This is a genomic window from Listeria booriae (genome assembly GCF_000766865.1).
GTDB classification, from domain to species: Bacteria; Bacillota; Bacilli; order Lactobacillales; family Listeriaceae; genus Listeria_A; species Listeria_A booriae.
This window is the reverse complement of sequence record NZ_JNFA01000005.1, coordinates 12,232-35,295: the sequence shown is the minus strand read 5'-3', so window position 1 is coordinate 35,295 and position 23,064 is coordinate 12,232. Positions and strand designations below refer to the sequence as shown.

Sequence of the window (23,064 nt, the reverse complement as noted above, 5' to 3'; positions counted from 1 at the left end):
AAAGACTGATACGTGTAAATGCTAATGTATCAGTCTTTTTGTGGGGAAATAATTACTCATCTAGTATTTTCTCAGGGTCCCGCACTTTATTCCGCGTCCGCAATAGCTCCGTTAGCGCTCCAGAACCAAGCACAACCCCAATAATAATCAAAATAAATCCAAGAATCTGCATCCAACTTATCTGTTCATTTAAGAAAAGCGCCGCACCAATAAGCGAGAAAAATGGATTCAAGTTCATAAAAATCGCCGTTTTCGAAGGCCCAATCTGCCCCACAGCAAAATTGTAAATCAAGTTCCCAAACGCCGTCGCGCATACTGCTGACACAAGGAATAGCGCCCACATCGAAACAGAATGCCCACTCATCTGCGCAAGACCATCGGGTTCTTTTATCAAGCTCGTGAAAAATAGCAAAACCGAACCAATCAGCAACATGTATGCTGTCATCAAACGCGTATCAAGCGTTCCCGCAATCCGTTTAATAATAATAAAACTAAAACATTGTGACAAAATCGCGATGAACACGTAAATATCGCCAAGAGAAATCCCCGAAAGTCCTTGTCCACCAGTCAAAACAACAATCGAAACCCCGAGCAGTCCAGCGACCAATCCAATCAATTGCCCAGCAGAAATTGCTTCTCGCAAGAAAATCACCGCCAAAATTGCCGTCAAGACTGGCCCAATTCCCAAAATCAGTCCACCGTTCGTTCCCGAAGTCATCGTCAGTCCGGACGCCAAAAAATAATGGTGAATAAAAATATTAAACAAGCTCCCCGCTACAATATAACCAAGTTCCCGTCGCGTCGGCAATCGAAATTTTCCAATCGCAATCAGAAAAATAAAGACCACAATCGCAGCCGTAAAAATCCGAAAAGCCGTCATCGTAATCGGCGGGAAATGCGCTACCAAAATCTTCGTCGCCGTCACATTAAGTCCCCAACTCGCCATAACCAAAACCAACAATAAATAAAGCGTCACCGGTGTTTTCCCTTTTTGCATCCTTGTTCTGAACCTTCTTTCCTAACTATGTATGCCGTAAGTATAGCAGTTTTTTTGGCATAAAGAAAACCAAGCGAGGCGTCCCACTTGGCTTTGGCTAGATTAATCTACGTTATGTCGTTCTTTCCAATTCTTTCCCTTCACAACAATGACATCACAAGGCGCGTGCGCAGCAACATAATTCGACACACTACCCAAAAGAAATTCTTCCGTTGGCGTTAGCCCTGTAGAGCCAACAAGCACTAAATCAGGCTCGAATTTCCCAATAATCTTCTTCACAAAAGTTGTTTTTGGCGTTCCAAATTTCACAAACGTTTCGACATCTTTAACTCCGAGAGTTTCGGCCTCGTTTTTGTAAATCTCGACAAGACCTTTGCCGTACTCCTTGGCTTTTTTTGCATAAGTTTGTTCGTAATCGATGAGTGGTGCAATGCGGCGAACGTCTGCTACAAAGCCAATACCTAGCGTCGCGCCATCTTTTATGGCAATTTGGATACCGCGTTTTAGAGCTTCTTCCGACTCATTAGAACCGTCCACACCAACTAAAATCCTGTGATAGATTGTCATTTGACTTCATCCTCTCTATGTCGTCGTTTCCCCTTACCACTCCATACCCATTTTCGCGTCAGGTCACGCGTAATTTTTGGAGAAACGGATTTATTTATGATACACTGGATAGGAAAAAACGAATAATGGCATTCGGTACTTTTCGGAGTTCTGAATGTATACTGGGGGAGTCTTCCTTAAGACCGAGATATAGATATAATCTATGGACCCTTTGAACCTGTTGAGTTAGCACTCGCGTAGGGAAGTATTGGGGACCTTGATGTTACATATCATAACGCCTTTTCTTACGCTAATGCTGGCGCGAGGGAAGGCGTTTTTTTGATGCAAAAATAAGGAGGAGTGCTAAAAATGCGTTTTTCGGAAAAATTATATGCGGAAAATCGGGAAGTTTGGCAAAAAAGTAAGGATCATCCGTTTGTGAAGCAGTTGGTGGATGGGAGTTTGGATAAGGCGAGTTTTCGTTATTATTTGCTGCAGGATCATTATTATTTAACGCATTATGTGAAGGTGATCGCGCTTGGCATCGTGTGTGCGGAGGATAATGCGGCGATGACGGACTTGAGTAAGTCGCTGATTTCTTTGGAGGCTTCAGAGCTTGCGATGCGGGAAAAATTTTATCCGCTTGTGGGGATTTTGGAGGCGGATTTGGTGGATATTGAACCGAGTCCGGCGGCTTATCATTATACGTCGCATTTGTACCGGACGGCGGGGACGCGGGAATTGGGACGGGTGCTGGCGGGGATTCTGCCGTGTTATTGGTTGTATCGGGAGATTGGCGAGGCGTACCAGGGATGCGTGAGTCCGGAGCCTGTGTATCAGGATTGGTTGGCGATTTATCAGGGTGCGGAGTATGCGGACGGATTGAAGCGCCAAATTGATTTGCTGGACCAGGTGGCGGAGCAGTTGCCGGATGCGGTTTTGACGGAGATGCGGCGGGATTTTCGGATTAGTAGTTATGCGGAATTGGCGTTTTGGGACATGGGATTGAAACGGGAAAATTGGAATGGGAGTGATAAAGATGGCGAATTGGCAACTTATTGAGGAAGTGAGACGGAAAAACCCGTTGGTACACGTGATTACGAATATTGTGGTGGCGAATGATTCGGCGAATGGCTTGCTTGCGATTGGGGCGTCACCGATTATGGCGGCGGCTGTGGAGGAGATGGAGGAACTGGGCGGTTTTGCGGATGCGGTCGTGATTAATATTGGGACGCTGGACGCGCAATTGGTTGAGGCGATGCTGGTTGTTGGGAAGGCGGCAAACGCGGCGGGGAAACCTGTAATTTTAGACCCGGTTGGAGCTGGTGCTACGACGTTTCGACGGGAAACGGTGCGGCGTTTGTTGCGCGAGATTCAGTTTGCGGTGATTCGCGGAAATATGGGAGAGCTGGCGAGCATTGCGGGCGTGGATTGGCAGGCGCGAGGCGTTGATGCGGGAACTGGCGACGCCTCGATGGCAGCCGAGATTGCGCAAAAAGTGGCGCGGGAATACAAGACGGTCGTCGCGATTAGTGGAGAAGTAGACACGATTTCCGACGGTAAGCAAGTGGTGACTATCCAAAACGGCGATTCACTTTTGCCGAGAATCACCGGTTCAGGATGCCTGCTTAGTTGCGTGATTGGCGCTTTTGTCGGCGTTAGCAATTCCGTTTTGGAAGCCGTCCTGACTGCCTCGGCGAGTTATGCTATTGCTTCAGAATATGCCGTGAAAACATTGCAACGTCAGCTCCCAGCAGCATTCCGTGTTGCCTTTTTAGACGAGTTAGCATCATGGGACACGCACGATCAAGAGAAGCTGGCGAACATCAAGGAGGTTTTATAAATGTTTCCACAAGCAGTGACCATCGCAGGTTCCGATAGTGGCGGCGGGGCAGGGATTCAAGCGGACATCAAGACTTTTCAAGAACGTCGCGTTTTCGGCATGTCCGCCATCACAGCAATCACCGCCCAAAACACGCTCGGCGTCCACGCGATTCATCCTGTGCCAGTCGATATTTTAGCAGCCCAACTCGACGCGCTAAAAGATGATTTCAAAATCACCGCCGTCAAAACCGGCATGCTTGTCGACGCGGCGCACATCCTAACTGTGGCTGATAAATTACAACATTTTAGCTGGGGCAAGCTCATTGTCGACCCCGTCATGATTGCCAAGGGCGGCACCTCTCTCGTGACCGCAGAAGCCATCGACACGATTCGCGCGAAATTACTACCACTGGCAAGCATCGTCACGCCAAACATCCCAGAAGCCGAAGCCCTGGCTGAAATGCCCATCGAAACGACCGCAGATATACAAAAAGCCGCCCAGCGCATCCAAAGCCTTGGCGTTCAAACGGTTATTATTAAGGGCGGACACAGCGCGGACGACGAGGCATCGAATGATTATATTTTAGACGGCGCAATATCCTATTGGCTAAAAACGGCGCGCATCGACACTCCGCAAACCCATGGCACAGGCTGTACTTTTTCCGCTTGTATCACCGCTGAACTCGCGAAAGGTGCCACGATAGAACACGCGATTCGGACCGCAAAAGATTTTATTAACGACGCCATCAGGTACCCATTAAACATCGGAAACGGCCACGGTCCAACGAATCACTGGGCGTACGGAAAGGAGCATCAAATATGACACCGAACGAAATGCTAGCCATGTATTTCATCGCGGGCTCCCAAGATGTACCCGAAAACACATTACCGGAAGTCCTCGAAGACACACTACAAGCCGGCATCACCTGTTTTCAATTCCGCGAGAAAAAACTAGCAAACCCTGAAAAACTCGCAAAACAGTGCCAAAAACTTTGCAAACAGTATCAAGTTCCATTTTTCGTAAATGATGATGTGGCTTTGGCACTCAAAATCGAGGCGGACGGCATTCACGTTGGCCAAGATGACATGGCGATTCAAGAAGTAATTGCTACGTGCGCTAAGAAAATGATGATTGGGCTTTCCATCAACACACTAGAACAAGGCCAGAAAGCGGCGCATATAGCGGAATTAACATACATCGGCGTCGGACCAATCTACGAAACAACATCTAAAGTAGACGCCCAGCCAGCAACAGGCATACAGCTCATTCAAGACATTCGAAAAGCTGGAATCGCATTACCAATCGTCGCAATCGGCGGCATTACAGCAAAAGATACAACACCAATTCATGACGCTGGCGCACAAGGAGTTGCCATCATTTCAGCGGTAACAAAAGCAGCCAACCGCGCACAAGTCGTACAACAATTTTCGCATAACTAAAGGATTTATTTAGGCATTTGCAATGTAATGGTCGTTCCTGCGCCTTCTTCACTATCAACAACAATCGTCATCTGATGTAGGTCGGCAATGCGCTTTACGATAGAAAGCCCGAGCCCGCTACCACCAATCTTGGCTTGACGAGAAGCATCAGCTTTATAAAAACGTTCAAAAATACGTAATTGATCTTCTTTTGAAATACCAATTCCGCTATCTTGAATAATGATCTCGGTTTGTTGATTCTTGTTTTGAGCAAGTGAGACGCGAATGGAGCCACCTTTTGGTGTGAACTTGATGGCGTTGTGAAATAGGTTTTGCCAGACTTGGTAGAGTAATGATTCGTCGCCGTAAACCTTGATGGGTGCGAGTTCTGGGATGATGTCGATTTGCTTGTTTTGCCACTGGGGTTCGGCGGTTAGGATGATGTCGCGGATTTGGTAGTCTAGTCGAAATTCGGTTGGGTTGAGTTGGTAGTCATTTTTTTCGAGTGCGGTTAATTTGAGCAAGTTTTCGCTAATTTTTGATAAACGGGTTGTCTCTGCCTGGATGACATCTAGGTAGTGGCGCCGTTTGTCGTCATCGATGCTGTCATCTTGAAGCAGTTTGGTGAAGCCAGAAATCGATGTGAGCGGTGACTGGATTTCGTGCGAGACATTGGCGATGAAATCTTGTCGTAACGTTTCCATTTCGCCTAATTGCTGTGCCATTTTTTCGACCTGAACGACCGTTTCACGCATGTTTCCGCCATCCATTTTGTATAGAGATTGCAATTGTTCGCTAATTTGGAAATTGCCTCGTCCGATTTCTTCTAGAGCCGAGCGAAACAACCTGAAATAGACTTTTTCGTGTCTAAAAAGGAATTGGCCAACGGTGAAAATAACGGCGAGCATGATAATAATCGCGCCCCCCGCAATCGTCGCTTGTTCCCAAATGCCAGGCCATGAAAAGTTGTATTTATGTTTTAGCCAGTTGAAAACACTGTAGGAACCGAGGTTACATAGAATAAGAAATGTAAGAACCATGAGGCTGCTGCCAACAGCTTTTAATTTTGGATTCATTTATAGTTCCTCCAAACGATAACCGAGTCCGCGAATGGTGCGGATAGTAAAACCAGATTGTTCAGCAGGAAATTTCTCACGAAGTCGCTTAATGTGAACATCTACCGTACGCTCGTCGCCTTCGTAGTCATAGCCCCAGATTTCTTCAATGAGCTGCTCACGCGAAAAAGTTTTATCAGGATAACCCGCGAGACGAAAAAGCAATTGAAATTCTTTAAGTGGCAGTGTAATAACTTTGCTTTGGCTAGTAACGAGCATTTCTTTTTCATTCAAAGAGATGTTACCGATACGTATTTCTTGCGTCGCCAAAATCTGATAGCGTTTCAAAAGTACCCGAATTCTAGCAACCAGTTCTTCAGGCGCAAACGGTTTGACGACATAATCATCAGCACCGAGACTAAAACCCTTAATTTTCTGCTCGATTTCACCACGCGCCGTTAGAAAAATAACCGGAATCTCTTGAAAACTTTTAATCGCGCTACATAATTCCCAACCATCCATATTCGGCATCATAATATCGATGACAGCCAGATCCACCGTCGTTTTTTCCAAAACAGAAAGCGCATCAACACCATCCTGCGCATTAAAAACAGTAAAGCCCTCTTTTTCTAAAAAAATAGTAACCAGCTCACGAATATTACTATCATCATCCACCATTAAAATACGATTCATGACACTACCTCCAATATATATGTAAAAATATTTCCCAGGAAATAACCAGTTCGTGCCTCCAAACCTCAGCGCGCTAAGTTATTTCCCGGGGAATAAATAATTAAGTTAGCTGCTGCTCAGCAAATGTTGCGTAAAGTGGGTGGCTTGCCACGAGTTCGCTATGTGTTCCGCGGCCTGTGATTTCGCCGTGTTCGATAAATAAGATTTGATTTGCATTAACGATAGTGGATAGGCGATGGGCGATGACAAATGTTGTTCGGCCTTCCATTAAGTTCGCTAAAGCTTGTTGGACAATGCGTTCGGATTGGCTATCTAGACTCGCAGTTGCTTCGTCCAGCATCAAAATTTTTGGATTTCGTAAGAAGGCGCGAGCAATTGCAATACGTTGACGTTGTCCGCCAGAAAGTTTCACGCCGCGTTCGCCGACTTCTGTATCCAGTTGATTTGGTAATTTTGCGATGAAAGTGTCTGCGTAGGCGAGTTTTGTAACAGCCCAGAGTTCGTCGTCGCTGAATTCTTTATCTAAACCATAGCACAGATTGTCGCGAATGGTACCGGATAACATCGCGCTTTCTTGGGAAACGTATCCGATTTGGCTCCGCCACGAATGAATCGAGATCTCACTTAGCGATTGGCCGCCAACAGTAATGTCTCCTGATTTTGCTTGGTAGTAGCGTTCTAGAATCGCGAACAATGTGGATTTACCGCCACCACTAGGACCTGCAAAAGCAATGACTTCACCAGGATTCGTATCAAACGAGATGTCCTGCAAAATCGGTTCATCTTCATTATAGGAGAAAAAGAGATTGTTTGCAGTTATTTTCTTTCCAGAAATATCAACGTTTTCGCCATCATAAATGTTTTCTTCTTCGTGATCCAAAATTTCAGAGATACGTTCTGTAGCACCTTTTGATTTTTGGAGTTGGGTGAAGAAGGTGACGAATGTAGTAACTGGCATGATGATTTGGAACAGGTAAAGCAAGAAGGCGATGAGTGTACCTGTTGAAAGTGTGCCGGCTGCGACGCGGATTCCGCCGTAACCGATAATGCCGACAATCACGCCCATAACAACGAATAGCATTAAAGGTCCAATGATAGCAGTGATTTTGGCTTCGCGAACGCCGAATCTAAGAAGGCGATGGATGCCTGCTGTGCCGTCTTGGATTTCTTTTGTTTCTGCATTAGATGATTTAACAAGGCGTGCTTCGGATAGTGTTTGGCTAATAGAACCAGTGAATTCCGCGGTTTCTTTTTGCATGCCGCGAGATATTTTAAACATTTTTTGTCCAAGTGGTGCCACGATTACGGCGGTCACAGGAACGGCTACGAGTAGTAATAATGTCATTTTCCAGTCCATGATGAACAGGATGATGAGTGAGCCGACGACGGAAATAATCCCCGTGACGAACTGCGGTAAGCTGTCTGCGATGAGTTCTTTAATAACGACGGTATCGTTGACCATCCGGCTGACCATTTCGCCAGATTTTGTATTGTCGAAATAAGATACTGGCAAGTTCAATGTTTTCTTCCATAGTTTTTCACGCATAGAGGCGACCATTCGTTGCCCCATAAGGTTAAGTAGGAAAATCGCAAAGCCATTTGTTACGGCTTGTAGGACAAAGACGGCGACTATCGCTGTGATGAGTTGCCAGCTTAAGGATGACGGCGAGAAGCCATCGATTAGGTTCTTCGTAAATAGAGGGATGAGTAATCCAGCCCCAGTCGTGATTAAGCTAGCCAAGAAGCCAGCGATAATAACAGTTTTTGATGGTCGTGTCGAAACGAGTAGTTGAAAGAATTGTTTCCAACTATAGGATGATTCTGCCTTTTTCTTTTTCATGTCTTTCATTCCTTTCTGTATATACGAGGGTTCCCCCTCCTGCTCCATTACTATAAAACATCAATATGAATGGAATATGAACAGCGATTAATGTAATAAAAATTACAATCGAGGTTTAAATAATATATATTTAAAAATTTAACAAAAAAAGAAGAATTTAACACCGTTGTGAAATTTTATGTTACAATTATAATCTAATAACTGCTTAATTTTTACTTATCAGCTCGATTATAAAAACTATTTAACATTAGTCGAGTGGGCATTTTAGTTATCATGTGTTATAATTCAAAAATACATCAAGTAGAAAGTGAGAAGAGAGCCATGCTGTTTTTAAAAGAACGCAAGTCAACAATTACTGTATCGAAATTAATAGAACATTGTTTTGAACATCCAGATTTTAAGAAATATTGTTCTATTAAGCGCAACAAGAAGGGTGAAGTTTTAACGAGCAAACAAGGTGATGACTTCAAAGTTTACTTCATTTTGAGCGGCATCTATGGTGTGGTTATGCCAAATGATAAGCCAAAAGGCGGTATTACTCGTTTTCTTGGGAAGCATGATAGTTTTGGTTTGTACCATCTGTATTACGATGTGTGGGAGCCGGATGCTGTGATGCAAAGCCTAGGACACGGGGAAATCATGGAGGTAGACAGCACGTTTTTATTCTCCATTCTAGATCAGGCAGAAGAGAATAACTTTTTTATGGTGCAGTATTTAGCAGAAGAACTACGGGAATCGCAATACTTCTCCAAGCTGACCTTCTTTAAGAAAGAAGAGAGAATTAAGAAGGCATTGTTGAAATGTGGTCTTGAGTTGGGAACATTAACGGAAGATGGTATCATTTTGCCCCGCCAGATTACGCAAGAAGTGCTAGCGAGATACACGAATACGTCGCGTGAATATGTGGCGCACACGGTAATGAAGTTGATTGAATCGGGAATTATTCGCAATCGACCGAAACCATTGCTTATTGTGGAGAGAGATAGATTATAGAAAATATGTGAAGTATAGCGAGTGATGAGTTGAATCGTCACTTGCTTTTTATTGTACAAGCGTTTTGGAAGACATTTGTTAGTAAAGGGTATACAATGGTGGTGAAATTTGAAAGCGTTTAACGCATATGGAGGAGGATGAACATGAAATTTTTTATTGATACTGCCAATGTAGAGGAAATTCGTAAAGCGAACCGGATGGGATTTATTGCTGGGGTGACGACAAATCCGTCGTTGATTGCGAAAGAGGGTCGCGATTTTAATCAGGTTATTCAAGAGATTACGTCGATTGTGGACGGGCCAATCAGCGGAGAAGTGGTAAGTTTAGAGGCAGAAAAAATGATTGAAGAAGGTCGCGAAATTGCGAAAATCCATCCGAATATGGTTGTTAAAATTCCGATGACTGGTGAAGGTATGGCGGCAGTTGCGGTGTTGAATAAGGAAGGAATCAAGACGAATGTGACGCTTGTCTTCTCGGCGGCTCAGGCTTTACTTGCGGCACGTGCGGGTGCTACATATGTATCGCCGTTCTTAGGACGGTTGGACGATATTGGTTCGGACGGTTTGATTTTGATTCGGGATATTGCGGAGATTTTCAAGGTCCACGGCATTGAGACGGAAATTATTTCGGCGAGTGTGCGTCATCCGATTCACGTGATTGAGTGTGCGCGTGCTGGGGCGGATATCGCGACGGTTCCTTATAAAGTTTTCGAGCAAATGTTGAAGCATCCGCTGACTGATTCGGGAATCGAGAAATTCTTAGCTGATTGGGAAAAGGCGCAAAAATAATGAATACACAATACCTTGTAAAAACGGCGCATCAGCCTGAACCTGGAACCCCACTTTTCATTAACAAAAATGAAGCGTTGCGGATTGGCAGACGGTACGGCGACACGAAATGGATTTCTTGTACGGCAAAAATGACTGGGGTCACTGGTTGGGTGCCGGAACAAATTATTTCGCGTGATAGTCCGGATGCGAAGTCTGGTACGGCGACGGAAGATTATTCGGCGCGCGAACTGGCTGTTAAAGCTGGCGACACGGTGGAGAGTAATCGGGAGCTAAACGGCTGGGCTTGGTGTGTGGATGAGGACGGTAACGTTGGTTGGGTTCCTCTTGAAAAATTAGATAATAAATCTCTGAAATAGTTGGAAACCCTCGCGTGTTGTGATGACATGTGAGGGTTTCTTTTGCGCTAAATGAGTAGTGATATCAGTTTTTGACGGGCATCTTCGCCTTCTGGAATCGGATAGAGCGGGAAGATGTGCGGGTAGTCTGGGTATTCGTAGTAAGTTGTGATGGCTTTGTTTTTGGTGGCAAAGCGTTTGGTATCGGGATTGGTTAGATCGCCTGTGCTACTGAAAATGATGATTGGTGCGCTATGCATGAAATCTCCGTAGAGTGGGCTAATGATGCCGTCTGTTAGGGTATGCGTGCCACGATACCATTCGCTGATTTCTTTTAGTGCGGGAGTTCCGACGATGTAGTCTTTTTCTTCGATAGGTGCGATGTCGGGGTTGGTGAATGTTAGGTCAACTGCGGGCGAGATGGCGATGATTTGTTTTGGTTGTGGTAAGCCGATTGTTTGGAGATGTAGGCTGAATGCGAGGGCGATGTTGCCGCCTGCTGAGTCGCCGATGATGGTGATTGTTTCGGGATAGTAGTCTTGGATGGCTTGTTGATATATGGTGGTGAGTGTTGCCATGACGGCGTCTACGTTGTGTGTGGGTGCCAATGGGTACAGTGGGACGATGGCTTTTGTGTTAGTTTTGGTGACGAGTAATTGGATGAAGTCCCAATGTAATGAACTGATTGGTAACACGAAACCGCCTCCTGCTAGATAGATGATGAGGTTATTGGATGCGGATGTTGGCGCGATTTCGTAGACTTGGGATGTGTTGACTTGGTGGGAAGTTACAGAACAAGCAGTTTGGAGTTTTTTTGATGGGTAGGCGATTTTTGCTTGTTTTTTGGTGATGGTGGTTTGTAGTTTGGGACCTTGGAGGTACCACATTTTGTTTATTTTTCCGAGTTTGGCGATGGTTTTTATGAGTTTTAGTTGGGTGCTGGTTTTCATTGGTTTCGCTCCTTTTTTTGTTAGTATAAGCTATGTTTATGACTTGTATGTGAACAAGGAAACTGTGTTAAAATGAGAGGGAATGGAGGCGTGTGTGATGAAAGATGAATTACTGCAAATTCCTGGGATTGGCAAGCGGTTGAGTGAGGCGCTGCATAATATTGGTGTGTATAAAATGGCAGACTTGAATGGGAAAAATCCGCTGCATTTGTATGAGTTGATGTGTGAGTTCGAGGGGACGCGGGTTGATCCTTGCGTGCTGTACACGTTTCGGTGTGCGATTTATTTTGTGGAGACGGAGGAACCTGATCCGCAGCTTTTGAAATGGTGGAATTGGAAAAATCGAGCGTTTGAACGGGAGGTGGAATGATGGGGACATTGAAGGAGATGCTCTCGAGTAGTGAGCGGATTGTGTTTCTGACGGGGGCTGGTGTGTCGGTGCCGTCAGGGATTCCGGATTATCGGTCGAAGAATGGACTGTATACGGGACGGAAAAATCCGGAGTATTTGCTGAGTGCGACGTGTTTGCGTGAGGAGCCGGACGTGTTTTATGCGTTTGTGCGGGACAATATGTATTATCCGGACGCGAAACCGAATGCGATTCATGAAAAAATGGCGGAAATCGAGCGGCGTGACGGGAAACAAGTGACGGTGGTGACGCAAAATATTGATGGCTTGCACGGGCTTGCGGGATCGCGAAATGTCGTTGAGTTTCATGGGAGTCTGTATCGGTGTCATTGTCAGAAGTGTGGCGCGACGGTGCGTGCAGAGCAGTATTTGGAATCGGATAAGCATGCGGAATGTGGCGGAGGGATTATTCGCCCAGATGTGGTTTTGTACGAGGAAGGCTTGCCGGAAGACGCGATTAATGGAGCGCTGCACGCGGTGACGCAGGCGGATTTGATTGTCATTGTGGGAACTTCTTTTAAAGTAAGCCCGTTTTGTAATTTAACGGATTATCGGAAAAAGGGAAGTGCTGTTTTTGCGGTAAATCAGGAGCTTTTGCGCTTGCCATTCCCGTTTACGATGATTCAAGATGATGCTGTCAGTGTTTTTAAAGAATTGTGATTTCTTGCGATGAAGCGCTAAAACATGGTAAACTTTTGATATCGCATTTTTGTGCGTGTGAGTATTTTTAAGAGGAGTGGATGGTTAGATGAACCCTGACCCCGAGAGTCAGCAGATTATTGTACAATTAATTCTTATTGCGGTGTTAACGTTGCTAAATGCGTTCTTTGCTTCGGCGGAGATGGCGTTAGTATCACTGAACAAAAACCGAGTGCGTTCCCAAGCAGAACAGGGCGATAAAAAGGCGGTATTATTAGTCAAATTGATTGATGACCCCAGCCGGTTTATTGCGACAATTCAAGTGGGTATTACGCTTGCTGGATTCTTCTCCAGTGCGGCGGCGGCCACAAGTATTGCGTCTGTTTTAGGTACACGATTTGGTGGAACGGCTTTTGCGAATGAGATGGCTGTAGTCGTTGTGACGATTATTTTATCTTATATTACGCTGGTTTTTGGTGAGCTTTACCCGAAACGGATTGCTTTGCAGAAAGCGGAGGCAATTTCTCGTTTTGCAGTACGACCGATTTTAATTATTAGCACGATTTTGACGCCGTTCGTTAAGTTTTTGTCACTATCGACGAATGTGTTAGTGAAATTAACGCGAATGGACAAAGGCGAGTCAGATGAAAAAATGACACGTGAGGAAATGCAGCTAATTATTGAAACGGGAAGACGCGACGGTGCTATCGAAAACGCTGAACTGGCAATGCTTCGCGGCGTGTTTGAAATGGACACGATTTACGCAAAAGAAGTAATGGTTCCGCGGACGGATAGTTTTATGATTGACGCAAATGAGGATTCGAGCGTATTGGTAGATAAGCTTTTGGAAAAGAATTTTTCGAGGATTCCGGTTTATTTAGACGATATGGACTCGGTGTATGGTATTCTGCATATGAAAGATTTTTTTGCGGCGGCGCGAAAGTATGGTTTTGATAATATTGACGTGAAGTTACTGGTAAAAGAGGCATTTTTTGTGCCAGAAACGATTTTTGTAGATGATTTGTTGAAAGAAATGCAGAAATCGCATAACCAAATGGCGATATTGATGGACGAATACGGTGGTGTTGCGGGGCTTGTTACTGTGGAAGATTTGTTGGAAGAGATTGTCGGCGAAATTGATGATGAGTACGATGCGATTACGGATGAAGTAAAGATGCTTGATGCGCGCACATTCATTGTTGAGGGCGGTATGGCGATTGATGATTTCAATGAGCGTTTTCATGTGACATTGCCTGACAAAGGAATTGATACGATTGCAGGTTTTGTTTTAACACAAATTAAGACGATTCCTGAGGATGACGATGAGGTTATTTTAGAGTACGAGCAATTCACTTTTATTGTAACGGAAATGAAGGATTCTCGTATTATTGCGATGCGAGTAGAGATAAATGAAGAGATGCAACAAGACTTAGCGTAAAAGAGCAGGATTTCCTTGTGTGATGTGAGGGGATCCTGTTTTTATTTTGGTGTTATTGAAAATCGATTATGCGATGTCGGATAATGGTGAGAAATTAGTGCTGGAACGTTTTGCGCGATTTAAAAACAAAAATGATAAATAAACAAAAAATGCTTTATAGAGGTACGTGTGACCATCTTATAAAGCATTTATTTGTGTTATACGCAAAGCTTTTCTTTGAGTGCTTCGGTAAGGGTTTGGGAGAAGTTGATGTTGTCTTCTTCTGCCATGTTAGCGATCCATTCGGGAATTGTTACGTTTTTGCGGATGCTTTTAGAATGATATTTTCTTCTGTAGGCGGCTAGATCTAGACCGATTAGTGCGACTTCTTTGTTAGGGAATTTCTTGCGAATATCTTGTACTGGGCTTGGTTCTGGGAAATTTTTTTGATCTTCGAGGCAAAGACCTAGTACTTCTTCTGCCATGTCAAATGCTTCTTCCAATGTTTGTCCCTGCGTCATAGCTTCTGGAATATCAGGGAATCTTACTAAGATATAGTCTCCGTCTTGCTCTAGAGTAGCAGGGTACACGATGTTTACAGCCATTGTGACCGCTCCTTTCCAATTGTTCGTATAAGTTATGGTTATTAAAAGAGGTCTCTTCTGCCTATTATTGCATGTAAGCGGGGGTCAATGTAGACCCGCCTGCTTAAGTATGCATTGCTCCAATCCTTTTCCTAAATCTTGATTATGCATCGGAATAATCACAGTTCGCTCTGTGACAGGATGGTACATCTTCAAATGACTGCCTCGTTGGGTAACTTTCTTAAACCCGTTCTGTCGAAGAAGCTTGATCATTTGTTTGGGTGTCATAGGCATGAGCTCACCTCTCTTCTCAATACATATTATACGCATTATATGCGCATAAGTCAAGATGGGAATTTATTTGTACAATAATGAGACTTGAGGAACCGGAGATTAATCGGTATGATAGAAGAGAAGAAGTCAGGAGGTGTCTGAGTTGCCGAATATTAAGGATATTGCGAAACTTGCAGGGGTTTCTGTGACGACTGTTTCACGGGTTTTGAACGATCACCCGTATGTGACAGGCGATAAGCGTAAGCGCGTTCAAGAGGTGATGAAAGAGCTTGATTACACGCCGAATCGTAATGCGGTGGACCTTAGTCGTGGTCGGACGAATACGATTGGCTTTGTTTTGCCTTATAATGATCATCCGTGGTTTGATAAATTGATGAATGGTGTTCTGGAAGCGGCTTTTGCGGAGTGTTATTCTGTGGTGATTTGTCCGACGGCTTACGATCAAAAAGAGGAAGAGCGGTACTTGCGGATGCTGAAAACGAAGCGGATTGATGGCTTGGTGATTGCGTCGCGTGCAAATAATTGGGAAACGATTGCGCCGTATGCTAAATATGGTCCGATTGTGGCTTGTGAGTACATAGATCATCCGCTGATTTCTTGTGTGTATGTTGATCAAATGAAGGCGTGCATGGATGGTTTTCAGGCTTTGAAGGACCGTGGGCATGAGCGGGTCGCGTTTACGGTTGGACGCCATGAGAAGCAGAGCAATACGACAAAATGGAAAATGGAAGCGTATAAAGCGGTGTTTGGCGCGATTGATCCGGAGCTTTTTTTATATGATTGTTATAATGTGGAGGACGGGAAGCGTGCTGCGGAGAGGTTTTTGACGTTGGATGAGCCTCCGACGGCACTTTATTCGAATGGGGATGAGGTTGCTGCGGGGATGTATTATTATGCGACGCGGAACGGTTTTGATGTACCTCGGGATATTGCGATTTTAGGTGAGGAGAATTTGCAAATTGCGGATGTGCTGGATATTTCGACGGTCGATAAGAGCGTGCGGGAGACGGGACGTGTTGCTGTGGAGCTTCTTTTGGGGGCGGAAATTGAAAAACGGGAAGTGCGTCACGAAATAATTTTTAGAAATTCGATTTAAAAGCTTGACCTGAAACCCATTTCATCGTTTACAACTAAGATATAGAATTCGGAAAGGGGCGATGAGAATGCGTGTTGAAGGTATGTGTAAAGTGTCGATGAACGTAGGTATGGAATTCCAGTATGGTGAATTTTATTTGGAGCGGGATTATCTGGTGTTTGATCGGAATTATAGCCTAGGTATGAAGAAACGGCAGACATTCCCTATTGCTAAATTGAAAAATATTGCGGTTATTCCTGAAAATGGACGGATATATGTGACGTTTGCTTGTGGTGATACGGTGTTTGAGTTGGATGAGTTTGCGGACGGTGACTTGAGTGTGTTTGCGCATGAGTTGCGGACGGCGCGTTACGGGGCGAAGTCGGCGGATATGATGCAGTTTACGTTTGAGAAGAGCCGCCAGTATACGACGCATCATCAGCACCATTTTGTAGAATGATGAAGGAGCGGGTGAGATGTATAAGACGGTAATTTTTGATGTGGATGGGACGCTTTTGGATACGGAACGGGTAGTTTTGCATGCGCTACAGGTCGCGTTTGGGAACGCTGGCTTGGATTATGAGCTGGATGATTTGCGATTTGCGCTTGGGATTACGGGCGCGAAGGCGCTAGCGCAACTCGGTGTGGAGAATCAGGAGAGCGTGATGGCGGACTGGTTTGCGATGGAGGCGAAATTGACGGAGGACGTGGAGATTTTCGACGGGATCGTTGAGGTGCTTGAAAAATTAGACGGAATTGGCGTAGTGACTTCGAAGAATGCGGATGAGATGGAGACAGGGTTTTATCCGTTTAATTTGGCGGAGCATTTTGACGCGATTGTTTGTGCGAGTGACACGGAGAATCATAAACCGCATCCTGACCCACTTTTGCGATGTATGGCGATGCTCGGTGCTGATCCTGCGACGACGCTTTATGTTGGGGACGCTACATATGATATGGAATGCGCGCATGCGGCTGGTGCGAATTTTGCGTTGGCTTTATGGGGCGCGAAGACGACGGACGGATTTGAACGGGCGAATCATGTGTTGGAGATGCCGAGTGATGTTTTGAAATATGTAAGACGATAAAGTTTAAACTGTGTGAATAGTGAATCCTAGGTTCATTGTTTATGCAGTTTTTCTTTTTAGGACAATAAAAGTTTGGAATGGTAAGAATGATTTACCAAAGGAAGAAACCATTGCCTTTTCGAAGCTATTATATTAAGAGCTGAAAGTGTAAAGGTTAATTTTAAATTTCTAGAATCTATGTCATGTTACGTGTAATAAGAATTAAGATATACTGATAATATAGGCTTTAAAAAGGTGAGGATGTTGAAATATGGGCGATAAACATGACGAATGTTCTCCCATATTTACAGATATAAGAAAAAATATATTGCTTAGGCATGCATAATATGCTACATTTTAGTTGTGTTATTTTGCTAATAGCAAGGAGCACAACTACAAACAGAAAAAGGGGAGTAACAAGATGAAAAAGGGATTATCAAGATTACTTTTAGTCATGATCGCTATTGCTATGATTGTGTCTACGATTCCAGCATACGAACCACATGCGGAACAAGGGGTGCTACCAACAGAAACAACGGTAGAAGGGACACCAGAAAAAGCAACAGATGTTGAAGGGCAAACGAATGGCGAACAGCCCGTGAAACAAGAAGTGCCACCAGCAGAAACAACAGTAGAGGGTGTACCAGAACAACCAGAAGTTGTTGAAGAGAAGCAAGAGACAAAAGCTCCTGCTATGAAGGAAGATGTAGACTGGGTGGATTCATACTATGAAGGAAAAAGAATGCTAAGAAGCGTGCAAGATAAGCCAGAAAAAGCAACCATCAAAACCGTATCGAATGGCGTTGGGACAGGCACGGGTGCCATGAACCTTTCGTGGAAAGCGATGCCAGGAGCTACTGGATATAAGGTGATAATTGGAAACGGTTACAATTATGAGTTCTTTTCTGTGGGAAATGTAACATCATGGACGACGAAAGGCAAAGGGATTTTTCCTACCAAAGCAGAGCTAGACAAAGGTCTGTATCGTTTCCATACGGATGGCAAAGGAACCGAATTTGCGAATGACCCGACGCAACTTTATGAGAATACATTTAAAGCTGGAACGACATGGACGTTGCGTGGGCAAAAGAAATATATTGTCCGTATTTTAGCGATTTATACAAGTGGCGATGGTCCAACATCGGATATTACAGAGGCCGTGATGCCACCTGAAACGTTGCCAGCAAAACCAGAGAAATCTGTCATTAAAACGGTATCAAATGGTGCAGGCACCGGAACAGGCTATATGGATATTTCATGGAAAGCGGTATCCGGCGCGATTGATTATAAAGTAGTCATCAGTAATGGCTATAACTACGAATATTTCAATACAGGGAATGTAACGAACTGGTCGACAAAAGGAAAGAAAATATTCCCGACACAAGCGGAAATAACAAATAAACAATATAAATTTCACCAAGACGGCAAAGGAGTGGAGTTTGCGAGTGATCCACGTGCCTTGTACGAGAATGGCTACCAAGCAGGAAGTACGTTTGGTTTACGCAACCAGAAGAAATATATTGTGCGTATTTTAGCCGTTTATCCATGGGGAGATGGTCCAACATCAGACATCACCGATGCAGTTATGCCGATCGAGCAAATGGCCAAGCCAACGGTAACGAGTTATCGTTCAGAAGATGATGCAAGTACAGGGTATTTGGATGTCAGTTGGCAACCAGTTACCGATGCCGTTTCTTATAAAATTGGACTATTCAACGGGTTTAACTATCAATACGTAAATGTAGGTAAAACAACTAACTGGAGTACCAAAGGGAAGAAATTGTGGGCATCTAAAACAGATATTGCGAATGGAAACTACCAATTGCATACCGATGGAACAGGTAGTGAACTACCAATGGATCCGATGAAGACATATACAGCAGCGAACAAAGCAAATCCAAATGTAAATTATAGTGATCGTTTGTTTTACTATACGCGTGTGGTAGCCGTATTTGCGGATCAAGAAAGCCCTGTTTCGGAAGCGGAAGTTGTTACAATGCCATTAGAAGATTTATCATTTGCAGATGTAGATAGTACAGTTAGCAATAATCAAGGTTCCTTCACCTTAAAATGGGGAGGAGTAGCAAACGCAGCGGGCTATAAAGTATGGCTATCAGACGGCTATTTATACAATGGTTATGACGTAGGAGAAAATTATGAGTGGACGTCAAAAGATAAAGGGATTTGGCCGACAAATCAAGAAATTATAAATGGATTTAAAGGGCTACATCATGATAATAAGGGGCAAGAATTATCGAGTAACCCATATGAAGTATACCAAATAAATAACCCTAATTTCGCGAATACAGAGAACTATTATGCTAGGATAACGGCGTATGATGCTAATGGTGAAACGATAGCGCTCCAAAATGCTACGCGCTTTTCATTAGGTGATTCTATCAAGGAAGAAGTTCCTAACTTTGAGACGATGACAAATGAAGAACTTGGCATTAAAGAGGGCGATTACAACGAAGATGAAATGGAAGTAGTGGAGAAAATATATACTGCAGTGGAAGAGATTCCTGAGTCTGTAGTCAATAGTGGAGAGAGTAAAACGGTTGAATGGCTTGAAGAGGAGACTGGATACCCAGTTGCTGTTACAAATGATGAGCAGTTACAATTCTATGTAGAAGATCCTAATCAAATATCGACGCGTGGTGTTGCTGGATGTGCCATAGCAATAGGTTACGCAATTGTTAGTTTTGGTTTTCCTGCTGCTAAGATATTAAAATTAAAGGCTGCTATGAAGGCATTGGGTGGTGCTACGAAGTTTGCCAAACAATTTTATATATCGTATAAATACTACGCGAAGAAACGGACTAAGGCTGCGGCTCTTAAAAAGACTATCAATTCAATAGGGAAAAATCTAAGATCAGATATGAAAAATGCGTTAATGGATCTGTTAGGTATAGCAGCTATCCTTGAACAGTGTAGGTAGTATAGATGGAAGGTGAGACTATGAATAAGAATAAAAAAAAATACGATTTTTTTATATATGCGCTCATATTGTTTTCTGGAATAATGATAGCATCATGGTTTGAGCCGTTGATAGGTGAAAAAGCTGTAACTATAATACAAATTATACTATTTTGTATATGTGCGCCTATTACTATATGGATGAGATTGCAAAATAGAAGGATGGACAAACAAAATGAAGATAACTAAAATCTTGTCACTCTTAATTTGTATGATGCTGATTCTTATACTGGGAGCATGTGGCGGAAAAAATGATTACGGTTTAGTAGAAGTAGACAAAGAGAAGGAAATCGTTTCGTTGTTAGATTCGAAAGAAACTAGAGGCGTTCGTTATGTATATTTCGGCAGACCGACATGTCCAGAGTGTAAGATATTTCAACCGAAACTAGAGGAAGTTCTTGATAGTAAGAAAATAAAAGTACTGTATTTCAATACAGATACATTCAAAGAATCAGACACGTTCTTTAAGACTGTTAGTATGTTTAATGTCTCATCAGTACCAAGTCTAGTTCGAATTGAAAATGGAAAAGTACAAAAAGTTTTATTATATGAAAAAGACAAGAGTAAAATTGATTCATTTATGGATTAGTCCTCATGGATAACGGTTGATAAAGTTGTTGAATAATGAACAACAGAGGGCACGCCTGAAAATGGTTGTGCCCTGTACTTCATGTCCCTTTTTGACCGTCGCGGTTACTTCCTTTTCCGCGGTGGTTTTTTTGTCCCTTGAATTGTCTGATGAGGGTGTACCCTAAATATACATACATGGCTGATTGTTGCCTGCCAATTTTTAATGTGAAGTCAAGGTATAAAATAAGTGCGCTCAAAAAGAAGTAAGATTGCGGAGATGTTTTTTTGAAGAAACTGCATGCAAATGAGCGGAAGGAAAGGTTAAAAACTAGCCACTTGCCATGAACGACTTCCTTCTTTTGGAAGCTTTCCAAACTCCTTGAATGTAATACTTTCGCCTGATCTATGTAAAGCCGGAGACTACATCCGACCCATTATAATCGGTACGGCAGTCTCCAGCTATATTTAACATTCATCCCATACGTTCAATTAAAAATCAATATTATCCGGATCAGGCCCGACGCGTAGATTCTGATTAAGAGCATCAATCTGCGCACATTCTTTATCACTTAACTCGAAATCAAAAATGGCCATGTTTTCTGCGATGCGATGGGGTTTTGTTGATTTTGGAATGACGATGATGTCGTTTTGTAAGTCCCAGCGCAGGATGACTTGGGCGACGGATTTGCCGTGACGGGTTGCGATTTCTTGGAGTGTCGGGTTATCGAAAAGTCCGCCTTGCATGAGGGGGGACCAGGCTTCGACGCGGATGTTGTTTTTGGTGCAGTATGCGATGAGGTCTTTTTGTGTGAGTTGGGGATGGAGTTCGATTTGGTTGATGACAGGCATGATGGTGGCTGTTTTTTTGAGTGTTTCGAGATGGTGAATTTGAAAATTGCTAACGCCAATTGCGCGGATACGGCCGTCTTGATGTAGTTTTTCAAGGGCGCGCCAAGCGTTGGTGTATTTACCTTCGACTGGCCAGTGGATGAGGTAGAGGTCGAGATAGTCAAGTTCCATTTTGCGTAGGGATTCGTCGAAAGCGGTGAGTGTTGCTTCGTAGCCAAGGTCGGCATTCCAAACTTTGGATGTGATGAAGAGGTCTTCGCGCGGGATGCCTGATTCGCGGATGCCTTGGCCAACGCTTGTTTCGTTTCCGTAGATTGCTGCGGTGTCAATGCTGCGGTAGCCAAGACGGGTGGCTTCTTTGATGGCGGATACGAGTTCTGCGCCTTCTTCTACTTTAAATACGCCGAGTCCAAGGACGGGCATGTGGATTCCATTTGCTAATTTGACTGCTTTCATTTTTAAAATTCCTCCTGTTTTGTTTCTAATTTTTTACTCCAAGCGGTTAGGGCGACGGCGATGAGAACCATAATCATGCCGACCCAAGTGGTGTCAATGATGCGCATGTGGGTGATGACGAGGCCGCCAAGATAGGAGCCAAGTGCGATGCCTGCGTTGAATGCTGCGATGTTGAGTGCGGACGCGATGTCGACGCCTTTTGGTACGAATTTCTCGGCTAGGATGACGACGTAGACTTGCAAGCCCGGGACGTTCATGAAGGCGAAGATGCCCATGAGTAGGATTGTTGCGAGTCCGAACACTTTGGATGGGGCGGTGAAGTAGAGTAGGCCGAGCACGACGGCTTGTGCGATGAACATGTAGAACAGGGCTTGGATTGGCTGCTTGTTGGCGACTTTTCCACCGATCGAGTTTCCGACAGCGATGGCGATTCCGTAGATGAAAAGTAAGAGTGCGACGGTGCTTGTTGGGAAGCCGGTGACTTGTTCTAGTAATGGTGTTAGGTAGGTGAAGACGACGAATGTGCCGCCGTAGCCAAGTGCCGTGATAGCGAATACGAGTAGCAGTGGCCCTGTTGTTAAAACTTTGACTTGTTCGCCGAGCGTCATTTTGGCGCCTGGACGCAAATTGCGCGGTATCAGGATGAGATTGGCGATGAGCGCGATGACGCCGAGTGCTGCGATGCCGATAAATGCGGTGCGCCAGCCGAATTGTTGTCCGACGAGTGTGCCGATTGGGACGCCGGTCACGGTTGCGATGGTGAGACCGGTAAACATGATGGAAATGGCGCTGGCCCGCTTGTTTGGTGGCACAAGGTCAGCCGCGATGGTCGACCCAATGGACATGAAAACGCCATGCGCGAAGGCAGATACGACGCGAGCGATGAGTAGTAAGGCAATCGTTGTGGAGAACGCTGCAATCGTGTTTCCTAAAATAAAGACAATCATGATGGCGAGTAATAATGTTTTGCGATTCATTCGTGATGTGAGTGCAGTCAATATTGGTGCGCCGAACATGACGCCGACCGCATAAAGTGAGACGGTTAATCCCGCAGTACTAACGGGTATCGCCAAGTCCTCCGCGATGAGCGGCAACAACCCGACGCTAATAAATTCCGTTGTTCCAATTGCAAAAGCACTAACAGCCAAAGCCAATAATGCAAAAATATTTCGGTTCCCTTTCAATCTAAAAACTCCTTCCAAATTCGGCTTGCTTTTTTAATGACAAGTGTTATTATGATACTTAGTAGACATTAAAACAAGTACGTACTTTTTTGTAATGTAGGC

24 protein-coding genes, 1 pseudogene and 1 riboswitch are annotated in these 23,064 nt (G+C 44.3%); of the genes and pseudogenes, 15 read left to right on the top strand and 10 right to left on the bottom strand.

Features of this window, described 5'->3' with window-relative positions; genetic code table 11:
* Positions 1-52: 52 nt before the first annotated feature.
* The gene (locus tag EP57_RS02480; RefSeq protein ID WP_036083905.1) at positions 53-997 is read right to left on the bottom strand and encodes a DMT family transporter; all 945 of its coding nucleotides are present in this window, start codon (positions 995-997) and stop codon (positions 53-55) included.
* Positions 998-1,099: 102 nt separating this feature from the next.
* Complete coding sequence (locus tag EP57_RS02475; protein ID WP_036083903.1) at positions 1,100-1,564, bottom strand: universal stress protein; 465 nt, start codon at positions 1,562-1,564, stop codon at positions 1,100-1,102.
* A 153-nt stretch (positions 1,565-1,717) separates the two neighbouring features.
* A riboswitch (TPP riboswitch) is annotated at positions 1,718-1,824 on the top strand.
* 88 nt (positions 1,825-1,912) lie between these two features.
* Between EP57_RS02475 and tenA the strand changes: the two genes are divergently transcribed.
* The 4 genes from tenA to thiE are packed head-to-tail and all read left to right on the top strand — an operon-like array spanning position 1,913 to position 4,807.
* Entirely contained in the window at positions 1,913-2,605 is a 693-nt protein-coding gene (tenA, locus tag EP57_RS02470) for a thiaminase II (protein ID WP_036083901.1), read from the top strand.
* Positions 2,583-3,386: a hydroxyethylthiazole kinase gene (gene thiM / locus EP57_RS02465; protein WP_036083899.1), complete on the top strand. Its 804-nt coding sequence runs from the start codon at positions 2,583-2,585 to the stop codon at positions 3,384-3,386. The genes tenA and thiM overlap by 23 nt, the downstream gene beginning before the upstream one ends.
* The gene (thiD, locus tag EP57_RS02460) at positions 3,387-4,190 is read left to right on the top strand and encodes a bifunctional hydroxymethylpyrimidine kinase/phosphomethylpyrimidine kinase (protein ID WP_036083897.1); all 804 of its coding nucleotides are present in this window, start codon (positions 3,387-3,389) and stop codon (positions 4,188-4,190) included.
* Positions 4,187-4,807 carry a thiamine phosphate synthase gene (gene thiE, locus EP57_RS02455; RefSeq protein WP_036083895.1) on the top strand — a complete coding sequence of 207 codons (621 nt, stop codon included), beginning with the start codon at positions 4,187-4,189 and terminating at the stop codon, positions 4,805-4,807. The genes thiD and thiE overlap by 4 nt, the downstream gene beginning before the upstream one ends.
* A gap of 5 nt (positions 4,808-4,812) precedes the next feature.
* Here the strand turns inward: thiE and EP57_RS02450 are convergent, their stop codons facing one another.
* From EP57_RS02450 to EP57_RS02440, 3 genes are all read right to left on the bottom strand, one after another.
* Positions 4,813-5,862 (bottom strand): sensor histidine kinase, encoded by a 1,050-nt coding sequence (locus EP57_RS02450; protein ID WP_036083894.1) that lies wholly within the window; start codon positions 5,860-5,862, stop codon positions 4,813-4,815.
* Positions 5,863-6,534: a response regulator transcription factor gene (locus EP57_RS02445; protein WP_036083892.1), complete on the bottom strand. Its 672-nt coding sequence runs from the start codon at positions 6,532-6,534 to the stop codon at positions 5,863-5,865. It lies immediately after the preceding gene.
* 100 nt (positions 6,535-6,634) lie between these two features.
* The gene (locus EP57_RS02440) at positions 6,635-8,374 is read right to left on the bottom strand and encodes an ABC transporter ATP-binding protein (RefSeq protein ID WP_036084020.1); all 1,740 of its coding nucleotides are present in this window, start codon (positions 8,372-8,374) and stop codon (positions 6,635-6,637) included.
* 321 nt (positions 8,375-8,695) lie between these two features.
* Between EP57_RS02440 and EP57_RS02435 the strand changes: the two genes are divergently transcribed.
* The 3 genes from EP57_RS02435 to EP57_RS02425 all read left to right on the top strand — a co-directional run bounded on the left by EP57_RS02435 (position 8,696) and on the right by EP57_RS02425 (position 10,514).
* Entirely contained in the window at positions 8,696-9,367 is a 672-nt protein-coding gene (locus EP57_RS02435) for a Crp/Fnr family transcriptional regulator (RefSeq protein ID WP_036083890.1), read from the top strand.
* A 143-nt stretch (positions 9,368-9,510) separates the two neighbouring features.
* The gene (gene fsa / locus EP57_RS02430; RefSeq protein WP_036083888.1) at positions 9,511-10,155 is read left to right on the top strand and encodes a fructose-6-phosphate aldolase; all 645 of its coding nucleotides are present in this window, start codon (positions 9,511-9,513) and stop codon (positions 10,153-10,155) included.
* On the top strand, positions 10,155-10,514 hold the full coding sequence (locus tag EP57_RS02425) for an SH3 domain-containing protein (RefSeq protein WP_036083886.1): 360 nt from the start codon (positions 10,155-10,157) through the stop codon (positions 10,512-10,514). Before fsa ends, EP57_RS02425 begins: the two co-directional genes overlap by 1 nt.
* A gap of 47 nt (positions 10,515-10,561) precedes the next feature.
* On the opposite strand, the gene EP57_RS02420 is transcribed toward EP57_RS02425, so the two are convergent.
* Positions 10,562-11,443: an alpha/beta hydrolase fold domain-containing protein gene (locus EP57_RS02420; RefSeq protein ID WP_036083884.1), complete on the bottom strand. Its 882-nt coding sequence runs from the start codon at positions 11,441-11,443 to the stop codon at positions 10,562-10,564.
* 97 nt (positions 11,444-11,540) lie between these two features.
* On the opposite strand from EP57_RS02420, the gene EP57_RS02415 reads away from it, so the two are divergent.
* From EP57_RS02415 to EP57_RS02405, 3 genes are all read left to right on the top strand, one after another.
* A complete protein-coding gene (locus EP57_RS02415; RefSeq protein ID WP_036083882.1) occupies positions 11,541-11,813 on the top strand; it encodes a helix-hairpin-helix domain-containing protein in 273 nt (90 codons plus the stop codon).
* Positions 11,813-12,511 (top strand): NAD-dependent protein deacylase, encoded by a 699-nt coding sequence (locus tag EP57_RS02410; RefSeq protein ID WP_036083880.1) that lies wholly within the window; start codon positions 11,813-11,815, stop codon positions 12,509-12,511. The genes EP57_RS02415 and EP57_RS02410 overlap by 1 nt, the downstream gene beginning before the upstream one ends.
* A gap of 88 nt (positions 12,512-12,599) precedes the next feature.
* Positions 12,600-13,928, top strand: a complete 1,329-nt coding sequence (locus EP57_RS02405) for a hemolysin family protein (RefSeq protein WP_036083878.1) — start codon at positions 12,600-12,602, stop codon at positions 13,926-13,928.
* Positions 13,929-14,125: 197 nt separating this feature from the next.
* Here EP57_RS02405 and EP57_RS02400 read toward each other — a convergent pair whose 3' ends face one another.
* A complete protein-coding gene (locus EP57_RS02400) occupies positions 14,126-14,512 on the bottom strand; it encodes a type II toxin-antitoxin system HicB family antitoxin (RefSeq protein WP_036083876.1) in 387 nt (128 codons plus the stop codon).
* Positions 14,513-14,596: 84 nt separating this feature from the next.
* Positions 14,597-14,764, bottom strand: coding sequence for a type II toxin-antitoxin system HicA family toxin (locus EP57_RS02395; protein WP_241480696.1), 168 nt, complete (start codon positions 14,762-14,764; stop codon positions 14,597-14,599).
* 163 nt (positions 14,765-14,927) lie between these two features.
* On the opposite strand from EP57_RS02395, the gene EP57_RS02390 reads away from it, so the two are divergent.
* From EP57_RS02390 to EP57_RS02365, 5 genes and pseudogenes are all read left to right on the top strand, one after another.
* The gene (locus tag EP57_RS02390; RefSeq protein ID WP_036083872.1) at positions 14,928-15,881 is read left to right on the top strand and encodes a LacI family DNA-binding transcriptional regulator; all 954 of its coding nucleotides are present in this window, start codon (positions 14,928-14,930) and stop codon (positions 15,879-15,881) included.
* A 67-nt stretch (positions 15,882-15,948) separates the two neighbouring features.
* Positions 15,949-16,320: a hypothetical protein gene (locus EP57_RS02385; protein ID WP_036083870.1), complete on the top strand. Its 372-nt coding sequence runs from the start codon at positions 15,949-15,951 to the stop codon at positions 16,318-16,320.
* 16 nt (positions 16,321-16,336) lie between these two features.
* On the top strand, positions 16,337-16,948 hold the full coding sequence (locus EP57_RS02380) for an HAD family hydrolase (protein ID WP_036083867.1): 612 nt from the start codon (positions 16,337-16,339) through the stop codon (positions 16,946-16,948).
* A 1,162-nt stretch (positions 16,949-18,110) separates the two neighbouring features.
* Positions 18,111-18,527, top strand: a pseudogene (locus EP57_RS17410) (hypothetical protein); the annotation flags it as partial.
* A gap of 1,551 nt (positions 18,528-20,078) precedes the next feature.
* A complete protein-coding gene (locus tag EP57_RS02365; protein ID WP_036083863.1) occupies positions 20,079-20,492 on the top strand; it encodes a thioredoxin family protein in 414 nt (137 codons plus the stop codon).
* 470 nt (positions 20,493-20,962) lie between these two features.
* Here EP57_RS02365 and EP57_RS02355 read toward each other — a convergent pair whose 3' ends face one another.
* Both EP57_RS02355 and EP57_RS02350 read right to left on the bottom strand, forming a co-directional pair.
* Positions 20,963-21,778, bottom strand: coding sequence for an aldo/keto reductase (locus EP57_RS02355; RefSeq protein WP_036083861.1), 816 nt, complete (start codon positions 21,776-21,778; stop codon positions 20,963-20,965).
* Positions 21,779-21,780: 2 nt separating this feature from the next.
* Positions 21,781-22,962 (bottom strand): MFS transporter, encoded by a 1,182-nt coding sequence (locus EP57_RS02350; protein WP_036083860.1) that lies wholly within the window; start codon positions 22,960-22,962, stop codon positions 21,781-21,783.
* Positions 22,963-23,064: the final 102 nt, after the last annotated feature.